The organism is Sporolactobacillus caesalpiniae (assembly GCF_040513385.1).
Lineage (GTDB): Bacteria > Bacillota > Bacilli > Bacillales > Sporolactobacillaceae > Sporolactobacillus.
On sequence record NZ_JBEVCB010000004.1, the window covers coordinates 43,586 to 67,340 of the forward strand.

Annotated in this window: 20 protein-coding genes and 1 riboswitch; of the genes, 8 read left to right on the forward strand and 12 right to left on the reverse strand. The window is 44.0% G+C overall.

Annotated features, from left to right (window positions below):
• The first annotated feature begins 15 nt into the window (after nt 1–15).
• Together ABWW58_RS08580 and ABWW58_RS08585 are read left to right on the forward strand one after the other, a co-directional pair.
• Nucleotides 16–1,395: an RsmB/NOP family class I SAM-dependent RNA methyltransferase gene (locus tag ABWW58_RS08580; RefSeq protein ID WP_353868733.1), complete on the forward strand. Its 1,380-nt coding sequence runs from the start codon at nt 16–18 to the stop codon at nt 1,393–1,395.
• Between the two features lie 23 nt (nt 1,396–1,418).
• The gene (locus ABWW58_RS08585; RefSeq protein WP_353868734.1) at nt 1,419–2,282 is read left to right on the forward strand and encodes a S66 family peptidase; all 864 of its coding nucleotides are present in this window, start codon (nt 1,419–1,421) and stop codon (nt 2,280–2,282) included.
• Nucleotides 2,283–3,145: 863 nt separating this feature from the next.
• Here the strand turns inward: ABWW58_RS08585 and ABWW58_RS08590 are convergent.
• Nucleotides 3,146–3,691: an isochorismatase family protein gene (locus tag ABWW58_RS08590; RefSeq protein ID WP_353868735.1), complete on the reverse strand. Its 546-nt coding sequence runs from the start codon at nt 3,689–3,691 to the stop codon at nt 3,146–3,148.
• Nucleotides 3,692–4,025: 334 nt separating this feature from the next.
• Here ABWW58_RS08590 and ABWW58_RS08595 point away from each other — a divergent pair, with 334 nt between their 5' ends.
• Nucleotides 4,026–4,712 carry an arginase family protein gene (locus ABWW58_RS08595; protein ID WP_353868736.1) on the forward strand — a complete coding sequence of 229 codons (687 nt, stop codon included), beginning with the start codon at nt 4,026–4,028 and terminating at the stop codon, nt 4,710–4,712.
• A gap of 267 nt (nt 4,713–4,979) precedes the next feature.
• Here the strand turns inward: ABWW58_RS08595 and ABWW58_RS08600 are convergent, their stop codons facing one another.
• The 3 genes from ABWW58_RS08600 to ABWW58_RS08610 all read right to left on the reverse strand — a co-directional run bounded on the left by ABWW58_RS08600 (nt 4,980) and on the right by ABWW58_RS08610 (nt 7,419).
• Nucleotides 4,980–5,489: a type 1 glutamine amidotransferase domain-containing protein gene (locus ABWW58_RS08600; protein ID WP_353868737.1), complete on the reverse strand. Its 510-nt coding sequence runs from the start codon at nt 5,487–5,489 to the stop codon at nt 4,980–4,982.
• 159 nt (nt 5,490–5,648) lie between these two features.
• Nucleotides 5,649–6,497: a TIGR03943 family putative permease subunit gene (locus ABWW58_RS08605; RefSeq protein ID WP_353868738.1), complete on the reverse strand. Its 849-nt coding sequence runs from the start codon at nt 6,495–6,497 to the stop codon at nt 5,649–5,651.
• 13 nt (nt 6,498–6,510) lie between these two features.
• A complete protein-coding gene (locus tag ABWW58_RS08610; RefSeq protein WP_353868739.1) occupies nt 6,511–7,419 on the reverse strand; it encodes a permease in 909 nt (302 codons plus the stop codon).
• A gap of 257 nt (nt 7,420–7,676) precedes the next feature.
• Between ABWW58_RS08610 and ABWW58_RS08615 the strand changes: the two genes are divergently transcribed.
• Nucleotides 7,677–8,447, forward strand: coding sequence for a MerR family transcriptional regulator (locus tag ABWW58_RS08615; protein ID WP_353868740.1), 771 nt, complete (start codon nt 7,677–7,679; stop codon nt 8,445–8,447).
• Nucleotides 8,448–8,503: 56 nt separating this feature from the next.
• Here the strand turns inward: ABWW58_RS08615 and ABWW58_RS08620 are convergent, their stop codons facing one another.
• Nucleotides 8,504–9,346 (reverse strand): CAP domain-containing protein, encoded by an 843-nt coding sequence (locus ABWW58_RS08620; protein WP_353868741.1) that lies wholly within the window; start codon nt 9,344–9,346, stop codon nt 8,504–8,506.
• 38 nt (nt 9,347–9,384) lie between these two features.
• Nucleotides 9,385–9,471, reverse strand: a riboswitch (cyclic di-GMP riboswitch).
• A 240-nt stretch (nt 9,472–9,711) separates the two neighbouring features.
• Here ABWW58_RS08620 and ABWW58_RS08625 point away from each other — a divergent pair.
• Nucleotides 9,712–10,359, forward strand: a complete 648-nt coding sequence (locus tag ABWW58_RS08625) for a cupin domain-containing protein (RefSeq protein ID WP_353868742.1) — start codon at nt 9,712–9,714, stop codon at nt 10,357–10,359.
• Nucleotides 10,360–10,363: 4 nt separating this feature from the next.
• Here ABWW58_RS08625 and ABWW58_RS08630 read toward each other — a convergent pair whose 3' ends face one another.
• The 7 genes from ABWW58_RS08630 to ABWW58_RS08660 all read right to left on the reverse strand — a co-directional run bounded on the left by ABWW58_RS08630 (nt 10,364) and on the right by ABWW58_RS08660 (nt 17,271).
• A complete protein-coding gene (locus ABWW58_RS08630; protein ID WP_353868743.1) occupies nt 10,364–10,741 on the reverse strand; it encodes a DnaJ family domain-containing protein in 378 nt (125 codons plus the stop codon).
• 2 nt (nt 10,742–10,743) lie between these two features.
• A complete protein-coding gene (locus tag ABWW58_RS08635) occupies nt 10,744–12,324 on the reverse strand; it encodes an FAD-dependent oxidoreductase (protein ID WP_353868744.1) in 1,581 nt (526 codons plus the stop codon).
• Between the two features lie 139 nt (nt 12,325–12,463).
• Nucleotides 12,464–13,408 carry a DUF4097 family beta strand repeat-containing protein gene (locus ABWW58_RS08640; RefSeq protein WP_353868745.1) on the reverse strand — a complete coding sequence of 315 codons (945 nt, stop codon included), beginning with the start codon at nt 13,406–13,408 and terminating at the stop codon, nt 12,464–12,466.
• Complete coding sequence (locus tag ABWW58_RS08645) at nt 13,405–13,962, reverse strand: HAAS signaling domain-containing protein (protein WP_353868746.1); 558 nt, start codon at nt 13,960–13,962, stop codon at nt 13,405–13,407. The genes ABWW58_RS08640 and ABWW58_RS08645 overlap by 4 nt, the downstream gene beginning before the upstream one ends.
• Nucleotides 13,949–14,278 carry a PadR family transcriptional regulator gene (locus ABWW58_RS08650; protein ID WP_353868747.1) on the reverse strand — a complete coding sequence of 110 codons (330 nt, stop codon included), beginning with the start codon at nt 14,276–14,278 and terminating at the stop codon, nt 13,949–13,951. Before ABWW58_RS08650 ends, ABWW58_RS08645 begins: the two co-directional genes overlap by 14 nt.
• A gap of 1,032 nt (nt 14,279–15,310) precedes the next feature.
• The gene (locus tag ABWW58_RS08655; RefSeq protein ID WP_353868748.1) at nt 15,311–16,174 is read right to left on the reverse strand and encodes a DUF4097 family beta strand repeat-containing protein; all 864 of its coding nucleotides are present in this window, start codon (nt 16,172–16,174) and stop codon (nt 15,311–15,313) included.
• A 110-nt stretch (nt 16,175–16,284) separates the two neighbouring features.
• Nucleotides 16,285–17,271 (reverse strand): Gfo/Idh/MocA family protein, encoded by a 987-nt coding sequence (locus ABWW58_RS08660; protein WP_353868749.1) that lies wholly within the window; start codon nt 17,269–17,271, stop codon nt 16,285–16,287.
• 182 nt (nt 17,272–17,453) lie between these two features.
• On the opposite strand from ABWW58_RS08660, the gene ABWW58_RS08665 reads away from it, so the two are divergent.
• From ABWW58_RS08665 to ABWW58_RS08675, 3 genes are all read left to right on the forward strand, one after another.
• Entirely contained in the window at nt 17,454–18,746 is a 1,293-nt protein-coding gene (locus ABWW58_RS08665; protein WP_353868750.1) for an O-antigen ligase family protein, read from the forward strand.
• Between the two features lie 87 nt (nt 18,747–18,833).
• Entirely contained in the window at nt 18,834–19,652 is an 819-nt protein-coding gene (gene proC, locus ABWW58_RS08670) for a pyrroline-5-carboxylate reductase (RefSeq protein WP_353868751.1), read from the forward strand.
• 406 nt (nt 19,653–20,058) lie between these two features.
• Nucleotides 20,059–23,715, forward strand: coding sequence for a GH92 family glycosyl hydrolase (locus tag ABWW58_RS08675; RefSeq protein WP_353868752.1), 3,657 nt, complete (start codon nt 20,059–20,061; stop codon nt 23,713–23,715).
• Nucleotides 23,716–23,755 lie beyond the last annotated feature (40 nt).

The window sequence follows — 23,755 nt, forward strand, 5'->3', positions numbered from 1 at the left end:
TGAGGAGGATTTTACTTGTTTGATTTGCCGGAAGCTTTTAGAAACAAAATGATTGCGCTCATGGGTAGTGAAGAAGCAAACGCTTTTTTTGAAACCTATAATCAGGAAAGGGCATTTGGGTTACGTGCCAACAAATTGAAGTTGTCGCCTGAAAAGTTATTGGAGCGCGCACCATTTCATCTGGAACCTATTCCGTTTTGCCAGGAAGGCTTTTACTATCAGGATTCAGATGCACCAGGTAAGCATCCCTATCATCAGGCGGGGATCTATTACATACAAGAACCCAGCGCGATGTTCGTTGCTCAGGCATTGGGTCCTAACCCTGGTGAACATGTGCTCGACTTATGCGCCGCTCCGGGTGGAAAATCGACACAATTAGCCGCAATGATGGGCAACACTGGCTTGCTTATCTCGAATGAACCCTACTTAAAAAGAGCGAAAGCACTTTCTGAGAACGTTGAGCGTATGGGTCTAAAAAATACATTGGTCACGAACGAAATGCCTGAACGTTTAGCTCATTATTTCCCGGGCTATTTTGACAAAATTCTCGTAGACGCACCCTGCTCCGGTGAAGGTATGTTTCGAAAAGATCCGGAAGCGATGCACTATTGGAATTCAGAGCACGTCGCAGAATGTGCGGCACTACAGACACAAATTTTGGAACAAGCATACATCATGCTGCGCTCCGAAGGTGTTCTTGTTTATTCGACTTGCACGTTTTCGCCTGAGGAGGATGAGCGAATGATTGAAGCTTTTCTGGAGAAGCATCCGGACCTTGAACTCTTGCCAATCGACAAAAAGGCGGGTGTTGCGAGTGGACGAGTGGAATGGTCGGAGAGTAAAAATTCTGATCTCTCTAGAACGGCACGACTTTGGCCGCATCAACTGCTTGGAGAAGGTCATTTTGCCGCAAAAATCTGCAAGCATGGTCCAGCATCGGTACCCAAACAAACTGCAGCGCCATCAGCTAAAGAAAACCTGCTGAAGGACTACCGCATGTTTGAACAGCAGACATTGGCAACACGTCTAAACGGTATTTTTCAGTTCATTGGTAATCAACTCTTCCTGCTTCCTGATGATTGTCCTGAATTGGGACATTTAAAAATCGTCCGTGCAGGTTTACATTTGGGCGAGCAGAAAAAAAATCGTTTTGAGCCTAACCACTCGCTTGCGCTTGCAATGCCGGCCGATTCATTTCAAAATCAATGTCCACTCGTTTATTCCGGTGAGGAATGGAATCGCTATTTGCATGGCGAAACACTGCCAATCAATAATACCTTAAAAGGCTGGACCGTGGTCACGATTGACGGATTCCCTCTCGGTTGGGGAAAAGCTACCGGCGGCATCTTAAAGAATGCCTACCCAAAAGGGCTGCGTCGCAGAGGATTAAAATAAGGTCAGACATGGAGTTGAGTATTATGCCACTATTACAAAAGGGAGATACGGTCGGACTGATTTCATGCTCCGATGGACTCCAAGTTAAAGATCACACAAGTCTAATCGAAATAGAACGACGACTTACCCGACTCGGTCTACAAACAGTCAAAGCAAAAACAATTTTTCGCGACAAACATTCACCATTTAGCGGTTCACCCCAAGAGCGCGCTTCCGAATTAACACGGTTGTTCCATTATCCTGGTATTAGAGCGGTCTTTGACGTTTCGGGCGGAGACAGTGCCAATCAAATTCTGTCCTTTCTCAATTTTGACACCATCCGCAGTGCAGGTGTTCCTTTTGTTGGTATCAGTGATTTATCGGTACTTAACAATGCCATTTTCACCCGCACCGGCATCCCGGCCTACCACTATCGGATCAAAAATATCGCCGGATCCTTTGCAGAGGAGCAAACAGAGTTCTTCGCGCGCGTTTTCATGGATGACACACCGGGTCCTACGTTCGAGACTCGGTGGCTGCGCGGCAACCAAATGAGCGGCATTGTCATCGGCGGCAACATCCGCTGCTTTTTAAAGCTCGCAGGTACAAGCTATTTCCCTGATCCCAGTGGTAAAATTGTTTTTCTTGAAGCGCTTGGCGGCGGTCCGGCACGCATGGCCTCGCTCCTCGCTCAGCTCGATCAATTGTCAGTTTTCGCGAGGTGTTCCGGTGTTTTACTCGGGACATTCTCTGCGATGCAAGCTAAAAAGATGGAGCCTTCAATCGAACAACTCGTTCTCGAGATCACAGAACGCTATCAACTACCAGTAGCGAAAACCGAGCAGCTCGGCCATGGAGAAGATGCCCATTGCCTGCCTATTGGTTTGTCGCTTGGCTTAATGAACTAGGTATTTGAGCCAATCATATATTAGAAAACTTGTCTTCGCCTTCGCCAAGCCTCTGGCGAAGGCGAAGACAAGTTTTCTAATAAATCACTTTAATCCTTAATTAAGTAACGCAGCCGGAATAAAATAAGCGGAGATTTTCCGGTTATTTGCATCATGGCACATGTTTCACAGGTAAATAAGGGTAATTTTTCCGCTTATGCACAGAAAAGCCCTCCATTTTCACGTTTTTCGATTCGATAAGCGGAATTTCTCCGTCTATTTAAGCAATTTTTTCGTTCATTATCTAAATAAGCGGAATTTTTCCGCCTATTTTCAGATTGGGCGGTAACCTGATCACACCCAATCGAATCTTATGACCTTATCGTCGTACCAGCAAGGCAAAATGATCTACTTCCCTATCAGTGTTAGATAAACCGGACACAGGCCGGTCCTTACTTCCGCAGGATATCGAAGTTGCTCTATTTGCCTGAACAATTATACGATACTCCGCTGAATTTTAGATTCTCTTATAGTACAAGAAAATTTGGTTAGGTGAAGGTACAGCTCCCTTACACTTTTTTGAATGGGTCTATTATTTAATCAAAAAACAGCCACTCGTCCGATCCGCATCACATAAGGATGATGGTCGGCCAATGTGGCTGTCAAATAAAGCATAAAAGAGCCGCTTGTTCCTAAATCTAGGCACAAGACAAATTCTTTACCGGGCCGTTGTGACCCGTATCTGTTATGATAGATCAATTGGTAAAAAAATAAAAGATTTTCGATCAATTTGTTTTTTCTATTAATTCTAATCTTTGCTCCGGTATCATCATCTGGTATCTATCAGAATCAATGAAACCAATGACTTACACAAACGCATATCATTAATTTGGCGCGTACTCATCTTGAGATTTTTGTAAAAACTCGCTGAGATCATTCACAGTCACTTCGCCTGAATTATACAGGACCGTACAAACAAAATCGCGTATATCTAGATCATTCATTTCATAGTTTTCCCCAGTATTGACACTTGCGCATGCATCCTCAACCACACATACCTTGTATTCATGCTCAAAAGCCGCCACCGCATTGAAAAGGATGCAATATTCCGCGTTAAATCCGCAAAGCACCACTTCATCAATGGTCGCCTTTTCCAGTTTGCTGTTTAAATCTGTATGATAGAAAGCGCTTGGCAAGCGTTTTGCAACGGTATCTGTGACATATGGAGCGAGTTGACAACATATTTTACTGCCTGGTGTTCCCTCTTGAATCAAGCTATGTGAATCCTCATCATGATGGCGAATGAAAAAAACCGGTTCATTATTCTTTTTGAACACATGCACCAACTGCTCAATGCGATCGACCATAGCTGCGAAGTTTCCTGCATCAACAAATCCTTGCTGCACATCAATAACCAGCAACGCGCGCATCAACTCATCCCCATTTTTTCACCATCATATCGCTTATTAGCATTCCGTTCAATCCACCCGCTTGCTCAACTACGGTTTTAGGACTACGCATTGAATTGCCGACTCAGTACCCATCATGGTCTTCATTTCATTTTGTCTGAAATTGCACTAAAATAGAGTGAAAGGTTCAATACCATTGTGGTCGATCGATTCAAGAAAGAAGTGTCTGAACATGACTTTGTTGCATCATGATATCACATTCTGTAATTTTGACAGAACCTATGAAACTCAAACTCAATTACTTGCATCTGTCCCTCACCATTGGATTGATTTCACTCAACTCCGTGGCACAAGTTTGTATTGTTCTCAAGAAGCATTCGCAAATATCTCCGATCAATTAAACCTGTTGCCTGAAAACGGCCTGACTTTTTGGGGCAGCGGCAACTATCATTACGCGACGCTTGCACGATTAAAGCGTATTGATCGCCCTTTTTCTCTGATCCTATTTGATCATCATACGGACTTGAAAGAAGGACGGATCGGCTCATTATTATCTTGCGGCTCGTGGGTTCGTCACGCAATCGCCGACCTTGTGAATCTTAAAAAGGTGACCATCATCGGTCCGGATCCGACAAAAGCACCGATAACCCAAATAGACGGACGCCAGCAAGTGACAATTTTCCCCGAGAAAGATCTTCCTTCTGCTGCTCGGATTCTAGATGCTGTTCCTACTGAGCATGTTTATATCAGTGTTGACAAAGACCTGCTCTCCGAACATGATGCGAAAACAAACTGGGATCAAGGGAATGTTTCGGTGATGAATCTCGTTGCATTAATTGAAACGATCATTGATAAGACAAAAGTCGAGGGAATTGATGTCTGTGGTGAGTGGCCCATTCGCCCTCACGAGCATTTCGATCATCAAACACGTCTTTGCCTCCGCAAGAACGAGCGCAGCAATCTCCTGCTCGCGCAAGGCTTTTTGAACCGGATCTGCGTAACTAAAGAAAAGACCGACCATTTCACGAAACATGTTGTTTAATAGATAATTTTCGTAAAATCGTACCTTTAGAAAAACCGGGCAAGCCCGGTCCTTAATCTCCAGCCATGTGTTATTGGTTCGTGTCTTTATAATACTGAATCGTCGCTTCGGTTGCTCGCTTGCCGTGGGAGTCTCGCACCTCCGCTTTGATTCCCGGCCAAGACACTGGTTTATTGGTTTAATACAGGGCAAAATCATAAACTTTCTTTACTTGCAAAAAAAGCTGCTTCTTCGATTATCCGAAGAAACAGCTTTTTTCACGAGAATTTAAGCCAATACTTTCAAACTTTCCCGATTAAATGCGGGTATATCATCAGGAGTTCTGCTTGTCACGAGATTGTGGCAAACCACGACTTCTTCATCCTTATATTTTGCTCCGGCGTTTTTCAAATCAACGGCAATTGATTTATAGCCGGTAATGTTCCGATCCTTAATTGACTCAGCTGTAATCAGCAGTTGAGGACCATGACAGATCGCGAAAACACCTTTATCATCATCCATGAATGCTTTGGTGAAAGCAACGAAACGATCATCATCTCTTAAATTGTCTGGTGAATAACCGCCAGCTATGAGCAGCGCGTCAAAATCACTTGGCTTTACGTCGTCAATCGAAGCGTCCGCCGTCACTTTTGTTCCATGTTTGCCATTGATTACAGCACCTTTTGTTTTTCCGATAACAGTGACCGTATGACCCGCTTCCTCATATGCCTTAGCCGGTCCTGTGAATTCAACATCCTCGAAATCATCTGCAAGTACTGCAGCAATAGTCTTTGCCATGTAAATCCTCCTCACGATTATTTCGAAATTAACCTGTCCCACTTGAAAAAATTGATGCAACGATCAAGCAAAGGAACACGTAATTCCAAGTTCACAGGTATTATTATAGGCATTCATGTGCTGCATGATCAAATGATCTGCTTCGCATCCATAATTCGGTCAATACTTACGGTAAGCGTAAGGTGATTTGGGTTTCTCAATCTGATGCCATTTGGTTACCTTTACCACCGGAATGGTCTGCTTAAACGGTTGATAATACGTTTCGGCCAGTTTCCCCTCGGCACGGACCCATGTATCATCCTTATAGTCGACATTCTTTGGGAATTGAACCATCAAGCCAAAAACCCCGGCATCGGCAATACAGTGAATGATGCCGAATCGAAATAAGAATAATTGATTTTTTTCGAGTGAATCACCATGATAGACAAAACCCATGATGGAAACTTGTTTATTTGAGAAGTTTCCCGGATAATTGTACACAGCCTCAAGCGCGCGCAGAAAATTGTCGTCATTTAGATACAGTCGATCCGGTTTGCTGTATTTCTCCATATCCGATTTCAACATTTCTTTATAGGTGCTGCTCTCGTAATATTGGCTTGTATCTGGTTTCAGGATCTGGTGGTTTGCGTACTGATCCTTGTCATTGTCAATTTCAGCAAAATGAAACCCCTTTGCACGCACAATCGTTGAATCAAGTGTCGCAATTGGCAGGAACAATCCGGTGACAAGTGGAAAAATGACCAACGTATAAGTGACTATTTTTTTCCACCACGTATTGTTCTCATGACTATGATCATGACCAAAGATCTTTTGTTCCACATCGACATGTGCCTTATTGCCTTCACCATTCCATTTCACAAGCTGATAGATGGCCATAAAACCAATCACAAAAATCATCGCAAAGGATAGATAACCATAGCGCATATTAATGTATTTACTGATGTCACCGGTAAGGTGCAGATGCAGAAAAAGATAAGCGAATCCAAATAAGATTAAAAAGCGAAGCATGGCTGACCCCTCCTTAAATCAACAGCGCCCCGGCAAATACGCAGATAAAAATAAGTGCGATTAACCCGGCGACAAATTTCTTTTTAAATGTTGAGAGCATCATAATTAGATTCTTAATATCAACCATCGCGCCAAAGACGAGAAATGCGGTCAGTGGTCCCGGCGGAAAGGTACTGCGAAATGACGAGGCAACAAATGCGTCAGCTTCAGAACATATCGACATAATGAAAGCGAGAACCATCATGACAAGAATTGCGGTAAACGGCGTATTAGCGAACGAGAGCAGCACACTTTGCTTAATATAGGTCTGCATCGCGGCTGCAATAAAAGCACCGAAGACGAGATATTTACCAACGGAAAAAAATTCATCAATGGCGTGATCCATCGTCCCTTTGAACTTGTCCAAAAAGGTAATGGTGTGCGGCGCCATCTTCTCCTCCTGATGATGATTATGGTAATGCGCCACTTTCTTTGTTACAAATTCTCTCAACTGGTTCTCCGGAAAAAGATAAGAAATCAGAATACCTACCGTGATGGAAACGGCGATGGCAAGTCCCGCACGATAAAACACCATCTGCCAGCTGCTGCCGAAGGCTATATATGTAGCAAAGAGCACAACCGGATTAATGATCGGTCCCGCCAGCATAAACGCTATCGCCGCGTGCAAGGGTACGTTCTTTTTGACCAAACGTTCGGTAATCGGCACAATGCCGCATTCGCATGCGGGAAATAGAGCACCCATACATGTGCCGAACATCACGGACCCCACCCGATTCTTGGGCACAATTCGAGCAACGAGCGTATCGGTAACAAACATTTGAATAATTGCTGAAATAAACACACCAATAATGATAAAAGGGACAGCTTCGATAATAATACTAATAAAAATTGTATTTAATTGCAGAAACGAATTGCTGAACAAACCAACCACTCCGATCAACTAAACAAATGAATGTATACGGACTATCGACTCAATTTGCGTTTATAAAATCAAGGTCGCAATACTGACACGGTCATTAAAACTTCTCCTAGTCTACCACCTCATGCCCACGCTGACAAAACTATGATTAAATTTATACGGTTCATCACTCAGTAATTAGCTGCAAAGTTTTTCTTAAAAATCCCTTGAGATTGACGCAACGTCACGGTGTAAAGTAGAAATTGTCAGGAGGGAGTTCAATGAATTATTCAATAAAGAAGCTCAGTGACTTGGCAGGGGTAAGCACGCGTACGCTGCGTTACTACGACAAAATCAGCTTGCTTAAACCTGAATTTATCAATGCGTCCGGCTACCGAGTATACGGGGCGAAGCAGGTTGACCTGCTTCAGCAGATTCTCTTTTTTCGAGAACTCAGGTTCAGTTTAAAGGAAATTCATGAGATGCTGTCCTCGCCGGATTTCAACCTTTTGGGTGCCCTCACTGAACAACACAAGAAATTAAATGCGGAGAAAGAGCGCCTTGAACGGCTGATCGCGACCGTTGAAAAAACGCTCGCTTCGCAAAAGGGAGAGACAATCATGACTGATCACGAGAAATTCGAAGGCTTCAAAAAAGAGAAATTAGATCAAAACGAGAAAAAGTATGGCAAAGAGATCCGTAAAAAATATGGCGAAGATGTAATAGAAAAAGCAAACAAACAATTTGCCAATCTGAGTAAGGATGACTATGAAGCATCCATGGCTATTCAGAATGAGATGTTCCAGAACCTGCAAGAAGCGCTCAATCTTAACGATCCCGCGAGCAGCCCTGCTCAGAAAGCAGCGGACTTGCATCGTCAGTGGCTGTGCTATTTCTGGCCAAGGGGGACTTATTCCAAAGAAGCACATGCCGGTCTCACGCAGATGTATGTTGATGACTCACGGTTCACAAGCTACTATGAGAGTAATATCGCTAAAGGCGCGGCAAAAATGCTTCACGATGCCGTAAAAATATACACAGCAAAGGTGTAAAGCATTCGAAAAAGAGGTGTGGATACTATCCACACCTCTTATCTAGTTTCATAGAATTAGTCTGAGAAGTCTTGCGTGAAGAATGCCCATCCCTCTGAGCTGCCGTTCTTTTGACCATAAACGACGCCGACACCAATATATTTATACTCAGGCTTCAGGATATTCGCTCGATGGCCCGGGGAATTCATCCAGCCGTCCATCGTTGCCTGTGCGCTCCAAATCTGATCCCATCCGAAATAGTTTACATCGCCTTTAGCATAGGCTACGTTTTGTCCGGCTACCGTGTTCCGCGAAAAATTCATCATTCCGTGGCTCATTGCGCCATTGCTAAATTGCTGCTGACTCCATTGCCGTGCAAAATTCTGAAGTTCCGGTTTGACTTGAAGTGCCTGCAATCCGTTCTGCGCGCGTACATTATTTACTAGATTCACAATCTGCTGTTCTACGGATCCATTATACTGACCGGAAGCTGCGGGTTGAGGTGCAGGTGTCTGTGCCTGAACAGGAGCTTTTGCAGGTGCTTTTTTAACAGGAGTTTTTTTAACAGCCTTATGTACAGCTTTCTTTTTGACTACTTTAGCCTTTTTGACTGCTTTTTTAACTTTTTTAACTGCTTTTTTCTTCTTAACCGATTTTTTTGCTTTTTTTACCGCTTTTTTCTTAACACTCTTTTTTATACGCTTCTTAACTACAGGCTTTTTCGCTTTTTTCTTTGCGTGCTTCTTCACCGATTTCGCTTCAACACCGCTCGTAATCTTCTCATTCTGTTGAACGATCGGTTGGGATTGTTTATTTGAACCGGCGGCCGATTTCGATTGATCAGCGGCTGATATTGAGGCTGTGGACAGGGACAGTACAACAATCAATAAGCCTACTAACAAATTCTTAAAAATACGCATAATAAAAAATCTCCCCTCATTTACGTTTGACTATCAAATACGGCGGTCCAGCCATCCTAGCGATTGCTCGCTTTAGATCTGTGACTTTGCGTCACTACTTTTCAGTAGTTTTGCCCTTTAGAAAAAAGATTTATCTTTAAAATATTAGGTTAATTTAACTATACATCAGCCGGCAGGCTTTAACAATAATCGACCTGTTGCCTCAAATTATTTATCGGCAGAAGATCGATTTTATTTAGTAGGTTTGATTTATTTCAATGAAATCTACTTCACGTATCGCGCGTCAGCAGCGAAGCAGATTACTATGATCAGAATATTCCGAGTGCTATACTGAGTAGTAAATTCAATTTGAGGAGGTTCGTTACATGCGGAGATGGTTTCGAGCAGCAGGGGTGGCGCCACTATTGGTGCTTGCTGCATGCGGGGGACAATCTGCTTCGGAAAACGGTCATTCGTCAGCAGATACTCAGACAGCAGAAGTCTCTCAAATGTCCGAGCAGCAATCAACGAGCAAAAATAAGTTTGCCAAAGTACAAACAGTTACCTTTAAGGATGACGGAATAATTCCGAACAATCCCTATTTCCAGGTTCTGATTTATCCTGGCGCGTTCAAAGGACGGACCGGGCAGATTTTGAAAACATTTGAGAAGAACAATTGGGGCAATAATTGGGTAGACGGTGTCTTTCCTTACCATCACTTTCACAGCACATCTCATGAAGTACTCGGGGTCATCTCCGGACACGCGACACTTAGACTTGGCGGACAGAAAGGCAACAATTTCAAAGTGTCCGCAGGCGACGTTGTCGTGCTTCCGGCGGGAACTGGGCATAAGCGCTTATCATCAAGCAGCGATTTCTCTATTGCCGGCGGGTATCCGAATGGACAAGACTACGATATTCAAACAAAGGAAACGAAGGCTTTAAAAGATAATATTAGCCATGTTGGCAAACCGAAGCAAGATCCGGTATATGGAAATCAGGGACCGCTTCTCAACATTTGGAAAAACAAATAACGAATCAGAAAAGATGGAGGCGATTGAAAATCCGTGAACGATAACTTTGAAAGGTTGATGTGTGTGCAATGGAGCGTTTTTCCATTAACTGATTAAATTTCAATTGCTTAAATCGCAGTTGTTTCGTCAGTCGCGCGCGCTCTTTTTCATCTTCGCAGCAATTAAGTAAATCATTCAACGTAACGATGTCTTTTTTTATCTGCAGCTCTTCAGGCAGCGTGCCTGCATTTTTCATCATTTTGTAGCCTGCGCGCAGTTCCTTAGGTACTGATGACAGATCTTCAAGAACAAGCGGCTTGCCCTTGCCCGGAAGATGATCGAATGCGCCGGATTTCAAACCTTCCTGAATTTTTTCTTCTGCCATAATTTCGATAATGCCCATAGTTAACACTCCCGTTTATTTGACGTTTGCTGTTGCTTATTTTGATGATCAGACTCTGAAAAAATTAATGATAAAGATTCCTTTGCCGGACCGTCGAGCACCTCTCCATTGGCTGTGAAGCGCGAGCCGTGACAGGGACAATCCCACGTCCGTTCGCCTTGATTCCAGTTTACTTCGCACCCCATGTGCGGGCAAGTGGCATCAACCACAGTCAAGTGTCCGTCCTTATTGCGATAAGCACCAACTTTTCGTCCGTGAATCGACGCGATTGCGCCATGGTCGTTTTGCAGTTGCTCTTCTAATGGCTCGGTTTTGCTTAGTTTTCCTTTAATCAGATTGCCCGCCGTTTTCATATTTTCAACGAGAAAGCTGGCAAGCATAGGAGCTGCCTCAAAGCGGGCGGGACTGAACAAGTCCACATAGGGATTTGCGCGTTCAAGGACGAGATCAGTCATCAGTTGAGCGGCTACGGTACCTGTGGTCATTCCCCACTTATGAAATCCGGCGGCAACCAAAACACGTGAATTGTTATTTGCAAGCCTTCCTATGTATGGAACCTGATCCAATGTCGTAAAATCCTGTGCTGACCAATGCGCCTTAATTTTCTCTTCACCAAATTGCTCACGCGCAAAGTCAACGAGCTTCTGATAGTGAACGTCCATCGGTTCACCGCGTCCGGTTTTGTGATTTTCACCACCAATTAAAAGGAAGTTCTTGTGATTGAGCCGCAGTCCGCGAATGGAGCGTTTCGGCGTGCCGGCGCTGAGGTACATACCATCCGGAACTTTGCCCTCTGTTTCACAAGCAATTAAATAGGAACGCTCGGGAAACATTCTGGAAAAGTAGAAGCGATTGTCGTAAAAAGGAAAGTGGGAGCAGATCAGCACATTCTGACAACGGACGCCAAATCCCTGTTTTGTCATCACTAACGGTTCAGACTCTTTGTCTTTGATATCTACTGCAAGTGTTTCTTCAAAAATCGGTACATTCATGTTTACAAGATCTGCAAGCAGTTCGTGCAGATACATCAGTGGGTGAAATTGTGCTTGACCAGGCATAATAAGCGCATTCTTAACTTCAATAGGCAACTCAATTGAATGGGTCAGCTTCCCCAAAATACCCAGATGATCATAGGCAAGCTTCTCCTTCTCGATGTTCTTCGCCTCTTGATCCGTTGTCGCGTAGACAACTGCCGGATGAATTTCGTAGTCGCACTGGAAGCCGCGCTCGTTCACATGATTTCCCATCCAGTGAAGTGCCTCTTTATTCGCCTGATAATAAAGTGCGGCTTTTTCCTCGCCAAGTGTACGAATCAAATGGTCGTAGATCAATCCATGCTGAGCTGTAATTTTTGCCGTCGTGTAACCGCTCGTGCCGCTCGCAATTGTGCTCGCGTCCATCAACATGACCGGAACCCCGCTTTTTGCAAGCATATACGCTGCCGTGATTCCTGTGATCCCGGCACCGACTACCAGCGTGTTTGTCGTGCGATTTTCTTTTAGCGGACGAAACGTCGGCAGATGAACGGTGTCATGCCACAAGGATGAAGTACTCTCTGATAAATTCGTGTGTTGCTGCTCCATGAAGATTATCCATCCTTCGTTTTATTCAGAACTCTCAAAGGACAGTGTGTCCCATGTTGAAGAAACTATGCACCTTAGCTGTAAAGAAAAACGATCCGCCTGATTTTCAATCAGCGAATCGTTTTTTATTCTTTATCAATCATTGCAAACGAAAGTCTCCGGAATTTGTTCTCACTCTAATTTTGTATTTGCCGTCGCCTTTTTGTCCGATGATGAGGTGATCTGTTTTATCTTTATAGAGGAATCCGTCCAGATTAACTGTGCCTTCTCCGGAACCGCCACGATAATTAACGGACAATGAATCTGGATCCTGCACAAAATTAATATCGATATCACCGCTCGCTGCTTGCGCATCAATATCTCCGGACAATTGGTTACTTTCAATATCTATGTCACCTGAATTCGCTTGTGCACTCAGTGATCCGCTGTACCTTTGAACATCAATATCTCCGGAGGCCGTTTCAAGTCGTGAGGACTTGGCAGTCAAATCGGACAAGTCAAGATCTCCACTGTTTGCAGAGACACGGGCTTCGTTCTGGACTTGATTATGCTGCATATTAATATCGCCACTGGACGTCTGAACGATAAAATTCCCTCTGGACTTATTATTTATAGCAGTGACATCTCCGGAGCCGGAAGTTAAAGACAAATGTCCTGCCTGTAGGTCTTCAATAGAAAGATCTCCTGAGCCCACATCAGCAGTAAATCGGTTATACTCCTGCTCCGGAACCTCGATGATCAGCTTGGTCCAGCCAATCGTGAAGGTGAAAAACGATTGATTTCGCTCTGCAGTCACATGAAGCGTATCGCCTTCCCTATTGATCGCAAGCTTAACCCCTTGGATCATCTGCTTATTTCCCCAGCCCTTCACCTCGGCGGACAATTGATCACGATTTGTTTTCTTTATTTCAACATCCAGTGAAGATACGTCAACATTTATTTTCTTTATTCCATTGACCGATGCGGTTTTTGTTTGTGTGTTGGTTTTGCTCGTTTGAAAAAGATCGGTTGTTTGAAAAACAATCAGTCCACCAATGGCGCCGATAAGAATGAGTGCCAGGGCAACATAGATAATTTTTTTCATGATCGCTTCCTCCCTGTAATGAGATCTATAGTAAAACGGATATAACCGGCACATACATACCAAAGAAATTTTCCGATGTAGACTAATGCGATACTGAGCAGTAAACCTACGCCGCAGCAAGCAAGCGATACGAAGAAGGTGAATAGAAAGGCATCAAAACCTGACTGAAAATAGGATAAAAGCGAAAGCAGCGGACTGATCACCATACAAATGGCACCAAACCATAGACCAATAAATCCGAAGAAAATACCGAAAGCAGGTCCCGCAACCACAACTAAATTAAAAAAAATCAGGACTATAGCGAGCAGCAGTGAGCGCGTTGCTGATGTTACCCCACCCTGCCTCGCCGGGTTCGTGGCATAATAATCGGCAAGTTCCGCATTAGCAATATCTTTGGGATCGCCAAGTTCTTGAATGATTTCTTCCTCTGTTTTTCCTTCATTAAATCCAATCGTGAAATGTTCTTCAAAATCCGCTAGTATTTCATTGCGCTCTTTTTTAGGGAGTTCTCTCAGCAAGTGGTTCAGTTTACGAAAAAATTCATTCTTCACCATGTCCCGCTCCCTCCTTAATAAATTGATCAACCGCTTTGGAAAATTGTTTCCACTCGTTAATTAATGCATTCATATACTGCTCCCCTTCTGGTGTAATGGAGTAATATTTTCTTGGCGGTCCTTCGGTTGACTCGCCAAGGTATGTTGACAAATAGCCTTCCTTCGTCAGACGCCGAAGCAGCGGATAAAGTGTACCTTCAGCCACTTCAATTTTCTCTGAAATGTTCTGAGCAAGTTCGTAGCCGTACTGGTCTTTGGTATCGATAAGCACAAGTACGCAAAGTTCCAGAACACCTTTTTTAAATTGAACATTCACGTGATTCATCCTTTCCTATTAAATGTATTTATTGATCACTACTGATTATTATTCAATAGGTGTTCAAATGATATTGCGATCTACTCATTCATTCCTTATGTATAGAATAATGCACACTACTGATTAATGCAATATAGTTGATCAATTTTTGTTTATTCTTTATTGAGTACTGGAGAGTGAAAAGTTTTAGGGTGTTAAGAAATTAGTAATTCATTCTGTAACTCAGGTGTTTCCTGCTTTTCTTGAATTATTTGCTTTAAAGATAAATGCTGATTTTGGGCAAAACGTTGAAAAATCATCTGGAGCAGACCCATCGCAATGCGGTGGCATATCATGGATTATTCCCTCATTCAACAGGTTAGTCATTTATTTAGCAGGTGAGCTCCGTTTTCAACAGGTTAGCCATTTATCTAGCAGGTGAGCTCCGTTTTCAACAGGTTAGCCATTTATTTAGCAGGTGAGCTCTGTATTCAACAGGTTAGCCATTTATTTAGCAGGTGAGCTCTGTATTCAACAGGCTAATGATTTATTTAGCAGGTTAGCTCTGTATTCAACAGGTTAGCCGTTTATTTAGCAGGTGAGCTCCGCTTTCAACAGGTTAATGATTTATTTAGCAGGTGAGCTCTGTATTCAACAGGTTAGCCGTTTATTTAGCAGGTGAGCTCCGTATTCAACAGGTTAATGATTTATTTAGCAGGTGAGCTCCGTATTCAACAGGTTAGCCATTTATCTAGCAGGTGAGCTCCGTATTCAACAGGTTAATGATTTATTTAGCAGGTTAGCTCCGTATTCAACAGGTTAATGATTTATTTAGCAGGTGAGCTCCGCTTTCAACAGGTTAATGATTTATTTAGCAGGTTAGCGAAGTTTTCAACAGGTTAATGGTTTATTTAGCAGGTTAGCGAAGTTTTCAACAGGTTAATGATTTATTTAGCAGGTTAGCGAAGTTTTGACTGTCCGGTTGAGTATTTTTACTCATAAAAAATGACCAACTGCGCATAGGAGCGCTTGTCGGATCATTTTCTTACGCATTTATCGGAACTTGAAGTCTCCGGAACTTGTCCGTACTTTGACGGTGTATCTGCCGTCTCCTTTTTTTCCGATGATTCGGTGATCGCTTTTTTCTTCAAAGAGCATATCCTTAATACGCACCGATCCGTCGCCTGAAGAACCCTGGTAATCCATAGTAACGGAATCCGGCTCCTCTCGGAATGAGACATTGATGTCGCCGCTGCTGGATTCCAGCCTCACATTCCCGGCAAGCTTATCGCTGCTCAGCTCGATGTCTCCTGAACTTGCCGATGCATCGAGATCCCCGCGAAAATCATTCACGGTGATGTCGCCGGAATGTGACTCTATCCTCATCTCATCAGCAGTCAACTGATCCAGGCGAATATCTCCGCTCGTCGCATGCGTGGTTAACTCCCCTTTTATGAGGGTATCGCGAACATTTATATCACCGCTCGATGTCGCTAAATTCAATTCCTGATTCACCGCGCAGGTTTCCAGTTCAATATCCCCCGAATGGCACGATGCGCGCAACCGGTTTGTCAGCAATTGGCGTACGCTGAGGTCACTCGAACTGCCGTCGACAACAATATCATTGTAAAGCCTTGTCGGCAGTTCAAAGACGACTTTCATATTCCATGATCCAAGTGCTTTGAGACTGGTCAGCCAATCTTGGCGTCTTCGAACAATACGGATTTCCAGCGCATCACCTTTTTTATTTAGTTCCAGCTCAACCGGCTTAACACCATCTTCCTTCTCAGTTGCCCAAACCTGCGCTTTCAGAACGTCCTCTTCGGTCTGAATCAGTTCAACATCTGAGGAGGTCGTATTTACAATCAGTCGGTTAATTCCATCCATATCAATTGTTTTTTCCATTACATGTTGCATCTTCATCCCGCCTTCCGAAACAACCGCTTCATTATACATCTAGTTTATTAGTTGCTTGGATTGGTGGGATCAGTCTTAAGGCTGAATCAACTCCGGACTGAAGAACGGATTCACTCGTGATCGTTTGGAAATAAAATGCCGCTTCTGACCCTTGCCGTTTCCATCGTTTTCACAACTAGTCGACTGAGCGCGCGCAGACGCAGGTACTCCGCCTTGTCATCCTGCTCAAGTATATCCGCAAAATTGCTGATTTCGTAGATTTTATCGTCCTCTTCAAAATGCTCAGCAATCGGATGAACGACTTTTTCGTGAGCGTCGATCCATTCGAGTCGAGCAATATCTGATGAATTATTGATTCGGAACGTTCCCTTTTCACCGTGAATTTCAGATGGAGCGTCCGAATGTGCGATTTTGGAACAGAGTATGGTGCAGACAAAACCCGGATAGGTGAGAACCAAGGTCCCGCTGCCGTCAATACCGTTAGAAAGTTTCACCGGATAATAGACTGCTTGCTCCGGTTCGCCGAACAAAGCGATAGCCGCGTAGGTTGGATACACACCAATATCTTGCAGAGCACCCGCAGCAAATTTCGGTGAAAATATATTTGTGATCTCACCTTCCAGGAATTTGTCGTAACGAGAAGAATATTGAATGAGCTTCAGTTCAGCGGATCGGAGTTGTCCCGCCCGCGGAAGCTCTTGCTTCAATTTTTTAAATACAGGCGTCTGGATATTTCGAATGGCTTCAAATAAATAGGCATGATGCTCATCAGCGACTTTAACAGCCGTGTCAAACTCTTTAATCGTGGCAAATATCGGTTTTTCACAAATGACATGCTTGCCGCCTTGAAGTAAAATGAGCACCTGTTTAAAATGCAAACCGTTCGGAGAGGCGCAATACACGACATCCACCTCTTTGCTGCCGGCGAGCTCTTCTAATGAGGTAAACCAAAGCGTCCCCCCGTACTCCTCAGAGAACTGTTTTGCTTTTTCTTTTGTTCTGGAATAGGCGCCAATATAATCAAATTTCCCTGTCTTTTTAACCGATTTCAAGAATTGCTGTGTGATTTTGCTTGTTCCTATTGTCGCGAGTTTCATTGTTTCCCTCCTACTCATTCTTTAAATATCCTCATTATAACTGATCCATGAATATTTTTGATAGCCCTTACATGATTATCTCACAAATATATAAATTTCCCCACAAACTTCATATGCGTGCCTCATTTAAAGTATAAGTAATGAGGCAGAGAAAACGAAAACACAATTCGGAGGACGAATTTATGATGAACGGACTTGATAAAGTCAAACAACAACCCATGATTCTAGGTTTTATTTTGTTATATGTACTCCCCCCAATCGGAATGGCTTGGTTTATCGGTTGTGCCGTCATGGAATGGCGTGCTCAGATTATGAAAAAACTCGCGCTGCCTACTGATCTCATTAGTCCGCTGCTCGCTTTAATGGCTATGGCGTCCATTGGATCCGTTCTGATCAATTGGCAAATAACCGACCTTCTTTCCACGCTTATTTTGACCGGATATCTTGGAATCTATCTTTTTTGGCTTCGTCATCCTGAACATCTTCATATAAGACAATTTGTTTGGATCACCATTTGGGGTGGTGTCTATATCTTTTTCTCGGAAAAGCTGCTCAACTTGATTCCTAATGATTCAATGATCGGTACGGCAGCATCTTTTATGACCGGCCACTTCTTATTTGGCTATAAGGGTATACCACGTCTGTTCGGATCAACATTTAATCCGAATTACGCGTGTTATCTCCTGATTCTCGCGCTTGCATTCCTATCTGTTGAACTCCTGCGCGCGATACAAGTAAAGAATAAACAACTCATTGTACTGTCTCTTTTGATTATGCCTATGCTTGACATCGGAATCTATGAAACAGGGTCACGCGCCGGCTTTATGATTATGCTGATGCTCCACCTGCTGTTCCTTTACAAACTGAGTATGCGCATCTTCATTCCAATTGCTGCGATGACACTAATCAGTGCTCCATTTATTTACCAGCTCATGCCGCGATCCGGAGGTACGGAATCATCAATGGCGAAGCGTATTGAAATTTGGGGGAACAGCTGGCATATTTTTCAGCAGAATCCGTTCTTCGGCGCAACAACATTGGGATTCGGCAGGGATTACGCCGCACTTAATGGTGAAATGATACCGCATGCTCACGATCTGTTTCTGTCAATTCTCTCATCGTCCGGCATCTTTTGCGGTCTGTTCTTTATTGCTGTCATACTGATCAGCGCCTATCATCTCTATACGTCACAAAGAATAAGCGCAAAAACAAATTATTCTGCAACACTGTTTCTTTTTTCACTGCCGACAATCATTCTTTATGGCATTATGGATTTCACCTTGTCCTCACCTCAAGTGATGATTATTGTTCTTGTGCTTCTCACTTATTGGTCCAGGTACACCGCCCGCATGGTTCAATTCACAAGACTGCATAAGGTGATGAAACAGTTTCTGAACAACAAACTACGGTTTAAGAAGAAGCGTCAGAGTAAACCGGCAATGCTTCAGACATCTAAAGGCATCTCTGGCAGGTAAGATCTATTAATGATATGATAACCGTGGATATTTTCTGCAGCAGCTCTCAATAAAAGAGACGGACTGCTTGAGAGGATGAGCAAACCATTGGTTGAAAAAATCGCGTTTATCGGTTCCGGCGAACTTGCGGAATCCTTAGTAAAGGGCTTTTTGGATAAAAAATTTATTTCTGCGGATCATGTCTGGATGAACAATCATTCAAACAAGGAACGTCTCGCTCAATTGGAACATGAATTTCATGTTCATACGACACAAAGCAAAGAGTTGGCTTTGAAAAATGCGGATATTGTCATCTTCGCATTCAGGCCTGCAGATACTCGTAATGCCGTTGAGGAAATGAAAGCATTCCTGCGTCCGGATCAGCTTATTATTTCATTGATGGTCGGCGTGCCGACTGCATTTATTCAATCTGCGTCAGGCATTGACCTTGCGGTTGTCCGTGCCATGCCGAATACATCTGCATCCATCGGATTATCGGCAACAGGAATAGCCGCAGGTGCGTCCGTATCAGGCGCGCAACTTGAATTAGCCAAGACATTATTTGAAACAGTCGGCACTGTTACGGTCGTTAAAGAACGTGAAATTGACGTCATCGCAGGATTATCAGGCAGTGGTCCTGCTTATTTATACTATCTGGCTCAAGCGATGCAAGAGGCCGGGGTTCGCGAAGGCATTTCTGAAGAATCTGCTGCTCAGCTTGTAATACAAACTTTGCTTGGCGCCTCGCACCTGCTGAATCAGTCGGGTAAATCGGCATCTGATCTGTTGAAAGCTGTAGCGACACCTGGAGGAACCACACAAGCCGGCATCGACACGCTGGACAACCAGTCGGTGAAGCAAGCCGTAATCGACTGCGTCCATCATGCAATTGTTCGTGCCAAAGAAATGAGTGCGCCATTTGCATAATGGTTTTGTCAGATCTTGCAACAAGCAACGGGTATAAAGCGCCTAGTGCTTAATAGAGCAAAAAAGTCATGTTAGATTATATGACATAAATTATAAAAAATCTGCTCATTGGTGCTATTATGATCTAGTAAGCTTTAACACACCTTCTGTTGCAGTTAACCTTAAGTTAAGATGTTTGATCTTGATTTAGGAAACCATCATTTACTCGTTTGCGATGAGATGCTGACCGGCATTCTCGTCGCATATTTTTTTGTTCTCAATGATGCGTAAATGAGTTCAAGGCAATTCTTTATAGACCGCATCTATTCCGTTATAATGATTTAGGATAGTGAACGGTGAATAATGAAGTTGCACTACAACCATCGAATTACAGAGGATACCGCACAAAACGAAGAGGGGCAGCATGATGGCTTCACAATTTTTTTCAAAAATAATGATCAGTTGCATTTGCCTGAGCTTGATCACGTTCTATTTGCCTGGTCAGGCAACTCAAAGGGCAAAGGCACAAACCGACCCGAGCCTTTTTTCCTCTTCCTTTGAAAAAAGCGATCCTTCGCTCACATGGAAGAACACACCTGAACGCTCGAAAGATGGAAAAAAGCTAACCAATGGAATCAAACCATTGAGCGGCAACGGTCAAACAATGTCCACCTATGTTTCCACCGGTTCGAGTCAATTGTATAACGCGCCGAAAAAATTAGGTTGGACAGGCAGTCACGTGCTTACCTATGCGGGATCAACAACCAATAAAAAAAATCGTTATTCTTACAATAAGCTTTATAGTGTGCGTATTCCGGTGTCGACGGATACTGAGCTTTCCTATTTTGTCGCGCCTGAATCGACGAAAAAGGACGCGCGGGCACAGGTTGCAAGCTATGTGTCTGTAGACCTCGCCTTCTCCGATGGAAGCTATCTGCACCAATTAAATGTTAAAGATCAAGACGGTGTGAAAATGACACCTTCTGCGCAGGGAAAATCCGGTACCTTGATCATGAACCAGTGGACTAAGAAAACGGTCTCCCTCGGTAAAGCGGCAAAAGGCAAAACCATTGTCCGCATTCTTGTCGCTTATGAATCACCAAAGGCCGAAAGTACCTTTAAAGGATCCATTGATGATTTGCGGATTGGTTCCTCATCTGTGACATCAGTTGCAAACAAAACACCCGTTGATAAAGTGAACATACTTCGCGGTACCGCGTCCGGTTCATCCTTCGCTCGAGGAAACACGGCTCCGGCGATTGGTGTGCCTAACGGATTTAGTTATTGGTCTCCGGCGATTAACAGCAGCGCAAAGAAACTCCTGTACCCGTACAATGAGAATAATGATCCAAACAATTTACCGGAAATCCAATCCTTCTCTTTGAGCCAATCAGCCAATGATCAGAATGGTATCCGCCAGACTTTGCAAGTGATGCCTTCAAGTTTTGTCGGCACTCCGAGTGCGAATCGCCTTGGGCGCGGAAAAGCTTTTAATCGTTCAGACGAATCTGCCAGCCCGTATCGGTACGCTGTCACATTTACAGATGGCATGCGTGCTGAACTTTCCGCCACAAGTCATGCCGCAATCATGCGTTTCTCCTTTGTCGGTAATCAAGGCAATTTGCTCTTCGACAATTTAGACGGTCATGGACGCCTGACACTGAATCCGGCGAAGCAGTCATTTGACGGCTATTCGGATATCAAGGATACTGCAACCGGCAACATGAACCGAATGTTTTACTATGCTGAAGTTGATCAGCCAGTGATCAATGCTAACCGCCTATCGGGTGAAAAACGTGATCAAGTCACTTCATTTTATAAATTCGATACATCAAAGAATAAAACTGTTACTTTAAGGATCGGCAGTTCATTAATCAGCATTGAACAAGCAAAAAAGAACTTAAATCAAGAGATTGGTAAAAAAACTTCACTTGAAGATGTTGAAAAAAAGGCAAAAAAGCAATGGAATCAGCGATTGTCTCGCGTCTCTGTTCAAGGGGCGAGTAGCGAGCAGCAAACAACACTTTACTCGAATCTCTACCGGCTCTATTTATCACCAAGTAACGGATCTGAAAATATCGGTACGAAGAAAAAACCTAGCTACCGCTATGCTGATCTCAGTGTACCTGCTGCGACCGCGAATACGTCTAATCACACGGGAGCACCTATTAAAAAAGGACAAGTATACGTTAACAGCGCATTCGCGTACAGTGGACAAACCGTATGGCCGGCATACGCTCTACTTGAGCCTAAGTTGACCGGCAACCTGATCAACGGATTTTTAACCGTCTATCAAAACGGCGGCCGCTTTGATCCGGACGCCGGGCCAGCCTTTGCGGACGCTGTGGTAAAAGGAACGCCTGGCATCCATACATCCGTGCTCTATCAAGCCATGCTGCATGCCGCATCCGTACCGGATAATGGCCAAGAGCAGTCTTTAATTGGCTATATTCCTTCTGATCAGAAGAATAGTGTTGAACGGACGTTATCCCAGGCAGTAACAGACTATGCCTTAGGCAACCTCGGTGCTTATCTGGCGAAAAGTCGTCCGAATAATTCTTCGTACGCTGATGACAGCAGCTACTATTTGCGTCGCTCTCAAAATTTCACGAACATTTTCAACCATTCGCTCAAATTTTTCACGCCACGCACTAAAGATGGAAAATGGGCAGATGATGATTCATCGAGCAGTCAAGTGAGCAACAAGACTGTAGCAAATTGGGCGAACGCATTCAACACCCCTCAGGATGGGCAAGGCTTGGCTAATTTATATGGAGGAAAGGAAGCGATGATTGGCAAGCTTGATCAATTTCTCAGCGCGCAGCCTTCCACAGAAGCAGTAGAGAAGGTTGCTAAGGCTCGTCTCGCCTCAAGCGGGAACATGGGGATGTTCACTCTTGACAGTCCTTCATCGCCTTCTGCAGCCTATATGTACTTGTTCGCTTCCGCTCCGTGGAAAACGCAAAGTATGACCCGCGCCCTTTTGAATCGTTTCTACACCGGCGGATCAATCGGTCAAGGCTACTTAGGAGCGGACACTGGCGCGATGCTTTCAGGATATTACCTGTTTGGCGCACTCGGCCTCTACCCATTGCAGAAGGGCACGCAGGATTTTGTGATCAGCGCACCTTACTTTAAAAAAATGACGCTGCATTTGGAAAGTGGAAAGGACCTAATTATCAGCGCGCCAACGGTAAGTAATAAAAACAAATATATTCAGTCTGTATCCTTTAATGGCAGACCGGTGAACACGACAACACTCTCAGCAAACGATCTGGCTGCCGGTGGGACATTGTCCTTTGGTATGGGGTCTGAACCATCGAGTTGGGGAACATCCACTGATGATTTGCCTCACTCGCTTACTGCTCAATCGACAAATGGCTCCTCATTCTATCCCAAGCCGTTAAACGATCTGACCAAAAGTGCGACGATCATTCCGATAAACGGAGAAGATTCCTTAAACCATTTGATCGACAACAGCTCAGAGACAGTCGCCCGATTCCAAAAAGATCATCTATCGCTAAGCTTCCATTTTGAATCGGAAAACCGCCGGATCAAGATGTACACCTTGACCTCTTCAGGTGGACGGAATACAAGCGATCCAAAAAACTGGGCACTGTGGGGATCAAAAGATGGAATGAACTGGGATATGATCGACCACAGAACAAATCAAACATTTAAATGGCGGTCAATGACTCGCGCATTCTCGATCCAGAATCCAAAAGCCTATTCTTATTACAAGTTGACTGTAACCAAGGGGAGCAGCCGCCAGCCTTTGGCGATGAGTGAAGTTCAACTGCTCGGCTATTCGGGAATACGCGATGGATTTGACACGATGCGTCAGGAAATCATTCATCAATTTGAATTGAAAAATCTAACTGAAACAGAGACGGCGTCACTGTCCAATGCGCTGAACCAAGCGCAGATCGCTTATCTGAACGGAAATCTGTCATCTTCCGTCTATTACATGCAGTCGTATGTCCAACTGATCAATTCGTTTATCTATAAGGCCACCGCTCCTGAAAAGGTAAGAAACAGCCTATCAGCGGATGCGCATGCAATCGTTAATCTATTATCGGATTAAATTATGTAGCACTGTGAGACAAATCAATAACGAGAGACCA

Bases quoted from the DNA above. Each gene is read 5' to 3' on its own strand.
- ABWW58_RS08585 (WP_353868734.1), top strand. From the start codon at position 1,419: ATGCCACTATTACAAAAGGGAGATACGGTCGGACTGATTTCATGCTCC.
- ABWW58_RS08590 (WP_353868735.1), bottom strand. From the start codon at position 3,691: ATGCGCGCGTTGCTGGTTATTGATGTGCAGCAAGGATTTGTTGATGCA.
- ABWW58_RS08600 (WP_353868737.1), bottom strand. From the start codon at position 5,489: ATGGCAAAGACTATTGCTGCAGTACTTGCAGATGATTTCGAGGATGTT.
- ABWW58_RS08605 (WP_353868738.1), bottom strand. From the start codon at position 6,497: ATGCTTCGCTTTTTAATCTTATTTGGATTCGCTTATCTTTTTCTGCAT.
- ABWW58_RS08615 (WP_353868740.1), top strand. From the start codon at position 7,677: ATGAATTATTCAATAAAGAAGCTCAGTGACTTGGCAGGGGTAAGCACG.
- ABWW58_RS08620 (WP_353868741.1), bottom strand. From the start codon at position 9,346: ATGCGTATTTTTAAGAATTTGTTAGTAGGCTTATTGATTGTTGTACTG.
- ABWW58_RS08625 (WP_353868742.1), top strand. From the start codon at position 9,712: ATGCGGAGATGGTTTCGAGCAGCAGGGGTGGCGCCACTATTGGTGCTT.
- ABWW58_RS08630 (WP_353868743.1), bottom strand. From the start codon at position 10,741: ATGGGCATTATCGAAATTATGGCAGAAGAAAAAATTCAGGAAGGTTTG.
- ABWW58_RS08635 (WP_353868744.1), bottom strand. From the start codon at position 12,324: ATGGAGCAGCAACACACGAATTTATCAGAGAGTACTTCATCCTTGTGG.
- ABWW58_RS08640 (WP_353868745.1), bottom strand. From the start codon at position 13,408: ATGAAAAAAATTATCTATGTTGCCCTGGCACTCATTCTTATCGGCGCC.
- ABWW58_RS08645 (WP_353868746.1), bottom strand. From the start codon at position 13,962: ATGGTGAAGAATGAATTTTTTCGTAAACTGAACCACTTGCTGAGAGAA.
- ABWW58_RS08655 (WP_353868748.1), bottom strand. From the start codon at position 16,174: ATGCAACATGTAATGGAAAAAACAATTGATATGGATGGAATTAACCGA.
- ABWW58_RS08660 (WP_353868749.1), bottom strand. From the start codon at position 17,271: ATGAAACTCGCGACAATAGGAACAAGCAAAATCACACAGCAATTCTTG.
- ABWW58_RS08665 (WP_353868750.1), top strand. From the start codon at position 17,454: ATGATGAACGGACTTGATAAAGTCAAACAACAACCCATGATTCTAGGT.
- ABWW58_RS08675 (WP_353868752.1), top strand. From the start codon at position 20,059: ATGGCTTCACAATTTTTTTCAAAAATAATGATCAGTTGCATTTGCCTG.